Here is a 3,275-nt window from a genome sequence, read left to right as displayed (position 1 = left end):
GCACCGTCGGCGGCGCGGACGCGGCGACCGGCGCGGACGAGCCGTCAGAGGCGGCCGACACGTCCAGCGACACCTCGACCCGGCCGGCCCGCACCCGCACCCCGAACACCGGCAACCCCGGCCCCGGCTCCGACAGGCACTCCCCGGTCCGCAGGTCGAAGACCTGCTTGAACATCGGCGACGCCACCACCGGCGCCCCGTCCCGGCACCCCAGGATCCCGCGCGAGATCACCTGCGCGCCGCTGAACGGATCCAGGTTGCCCACCGCGTGCAGCCCGCCGCCGAACGTCCGGAACAACGCCACCTGCACCCCCGCGACCAGCGCCGCCGCCCCGCGCTCCGGCAGCAGCTCGGCGACCCGGCACACCTCGTGCCACCCGGACGCCCCGCACCGGACGGCCTCCCGCGTCCCCTCGCGCACCATGGTCATCGGACGGCCACCTCCAGCTCCGGACCGGCCACCAGGACCGGCCTGATCTGATCCCGCTCGGTCTCGAACACGATGCTCGGATCGGGCACGTCGGGCGCGTTCACGAACGACACGAACCGCCGCATCCGCTCCGGGTCGCGCAACGTGTCCGCCCACTCGTCCGAATAGGACCCGACGTGCCGCTCCATCGCGGCGTCCAGCTCCGCGCAGATCCCCAGCCGGTCGTCCACGACCACCTCGCGCAGGTAGTCCAGGCCGCCGTCCAGGGCCTCCAGCCAGCCCGCCGTCCGCTGCAGCCGGTCCGCCGTCCGGATGTAGAACATCAGGAACCGGTCCACGTACCGGATCAGCTCGGCGTCCGCCAGGTCCGTCGCGAACAGGTCGGCGTGCCGCGGCCGCATCCCGCCGTTGCCGCCCACGTACAGGTTCCAGCCGTGCTCGGTCGCGATCACCCCGAAGTCCTTGCCGCGCGCCTCCGCGCACTCCCGCGCGCAGCCCGACACCGCGGCCTTGATCTTGTGCGGCGCGCGCAGCCCGCGGTACCGCAGCTCCAGCGCGATCGCCATCCCGACCGAGTCCTGCACCCCGTACCGGCACCACGTCGACCCGACGCACGACTTCACCGTCCGCAGCGCCTTGCCGTAGGCGTGCCCCGACTCGAACCCCGCGTCCACCAGCCGCTTCCAGATCCGCGGGAGCTGCTCCACGCGCGCCCCGAACAGGTCGATCCGCTGCCCGCCGGTGATCTTGGTGTAGAGGCCGAAGTCCCGCGCCACCTCGCCGATCACGATCAGCCGCTCCGGGGTGATCTCCCCGCCCGGGATCCGCGGCACCACCGAGTACGTGCCGTTGCGCTGCAGGTTCGCCAGGTGGTGGTCGTTGGTGTCCTGCAACGCCGCCTGCTCGCCGTCGAGGATGTGCCCGTTGCCCAGCGACGCCAGGATGGACGCCGCGACCGGCTTGCAGATGTCGCAGCCGCGGCCCCGGCCGTGCTCGGCGATCAGCCGCGTGAACGTCGTGATCCCCGTGGCCCGCACGATGTCGAACAGCTCCGCCCGGCTGTGGGCGAAGTGCTCGCACAGCGCCCGGCTGACCCGCACGCCCGCCGCCGTCAGCTCCGCGTCCAGGATCCGCTTCACCAGCGGCACGCAGCTCCCGCACGTCGTCCCGGCCCGCGTGCACGCCTTGACCTGGGCCATCTCGGTCAGCGCACCCTCGCGGATGCCGGACCGGACGGCCTCGGCGGTGACGTTGTTGCACGAGCAGATCACCGTCGCGTCCGGCAGATCCCCGCCCGCGGCCTCGGTGCCGCCGAACAGCAGCTGCTCCGGGGAGCCGGGCAGCTCCGTCCCGATCCGCGCCCGCAGCGCCGGATAGCCCGACGCGTCCCCGACCAGGACGCCGCCGAGGAGCGTCCGCGCGTCATCGCTGACGACCAGCCGCTTGTACACGCCCGCGACGGGGTCGGTGTAGGTGACGTCCAGGCCGCCGGAGCGGAACGGGTCGCCGAAACTGGCGACGTCCACGCCCATCAGCTTCAGCTTCGTCGACAGGTCCGCGCCCTCGAACCGGGCCTCGCATCCGGTGCCGGACGCTTCGGCGAGCAACCGGTCGGCGACCACCTCGGCCATGCTGAAACAGGGCGCGACCAGCCCGTACACCTGCCCGTCCACGACCGCGCACTCCCCGATCGCGAACACCGCGGGATCGGAGGTACGGCACGCGCCGTCCACCACGATCCCGCCCCGCTCCCCCACGGCGAGCCCGCAGCCGCGCGCCAGCTCGTCCCGGGGGCGGACACCGGCGGAGAACACCACCACCTCCGCCGGCACCGCCGACCCGTCCGCGAGGACCACCGAGGCGACCGCGCCGTCCTCACCGGGCTCCAGGCGTTCCATCGGCGTGCCCGCGTGGACGGCCATTCCCAGCGCCTCGATGTGGCGGCGCAGCATCGCGCCGCCACCCTCGTCCAGCTGGCGCGGCATCAACCACGGCGCGATCTCGACCACACGGGTGCCGATCCCGAGGCCCTGGAGGGCGCGCGCGGCTTCGAGGCCGAGGAGTCCCCCGCCGATGACGACGCCATCTGAGGACGGCCGACTCGCCGCCCGCCTTGACAAAGTAAGGTTCGTGCAGTGGGCGCGGAGCGCGTCCAGGTCGTCGATCGTCCGGTAGACGAAGACGCCGGGCAGGTCGCGACCGGGCACCGGCGGGACGAACGGCGCCGACCCCGTGGCCAGCACCAGCGCGTCGTATCCGACCACCCGGCCCGACGCGGTCGTCACCGTCCGCGCTCCCCGGTCGATCGCCGCCACCGGGTCCCCCACCGCCACCCGCACGGCGTCGTCGTGCGGCGGCAGGGCGAGGTCAGCGTCCTCGGTCAGGTGGGACGTCAGCGCCACCCGGTCGTAGGCGGCCCGCGGCTCCTCCCCCAGGACGGTCACCCGGCAGGCCCCGGCCGTGTCGCGCGCCCGCAGCGCCTCCACGAGCCGGTGTCCCGCCGGGCCGTGCCCGACGACCACGACGCGAAGCGAACCCTCTCGGTCACCGTTCATGACCCGATACTCAGCAGGGCCCGTTTCGCGATCGCGTCCCCCTTGTCACCGCCGTGTTAAAACGGCCTCACCCCGAAACACGGACGCCGCGAAACAGGAACCGCGCCGCGCCGCGACGGTCGCGCCAGGCGGGGGCGAGGGTCAACGCCATCACCACGGCGGTGCCCGCGAAGGCCCATCTGTAGCCGGTCGAGCCGACGACCGCGCCGAACAGCGCCGCGCCGACGCCCATGCCGCCGTCGTAGACAAGGGCTTCATGAAGCTGGTCTGGCAGGCGCAGGGCCTGCCGG

The 3,275-nt window shown here is 73.6% G+C and carries 3 protein-coding genes; all 3 read right to left on the bottom strand.

The window, feature by feature from the left end; genetic code table 11:
* On the bottom strand, positions 1 to 430 hold a 430-nt coding region (gene nirD / locus AB0J52_RS33375), incomplete at its 3' end, for a nitrite reductase small subunit NirD (protein WP_500186854.1).
* On the bottom strand, positions 427 to 2,985 hold the full coding sequence (nirB, locus tag AB0J52_RS33370) for a nitrite reductase large subunit NirB (protein ID WP_500186853.1): 2,559 nt from the start codon (positions 2,983 to 2,985) through the stop codon (positions 427 to 429). The genes nirD and nirB, both read right to left, overlap by 4 nt.
* A gap of 67 nt (positions 2,986 to 3,052) precedes the next feature.
* A partial coding sequence (locus AB0J52_RS33365; protein WP_500186852.1) for a hypothetical protein occupies positions 3,053 to 3,275 on the bottom strand: 223 nt, incomplete at its 5' end.

It is taken from the genome of Spirillospora sp. NPDC049652 (genome assembly GCF_040675125.1).
Taxonomy (GTDB): domain Bacteria; phylum Actinomycetota; class Actinomycetes; order Streptosporangiales; family Streptosporangiaceae; genus Spirillospora.
Note: the sequence above shows the minus strand (reverse complement) of the source record. Positions and strands in the feature narration are given on the sequence as shown.

Coding starts and splice junctions, on each gene's coding strand:
- nirB (WP_500186853.1), bottom strand. CDS start 2,985: ATGAACGGTGACCGAGAGGGTTCGCTTCGCGTCGTGGTCGTCGGGCAC.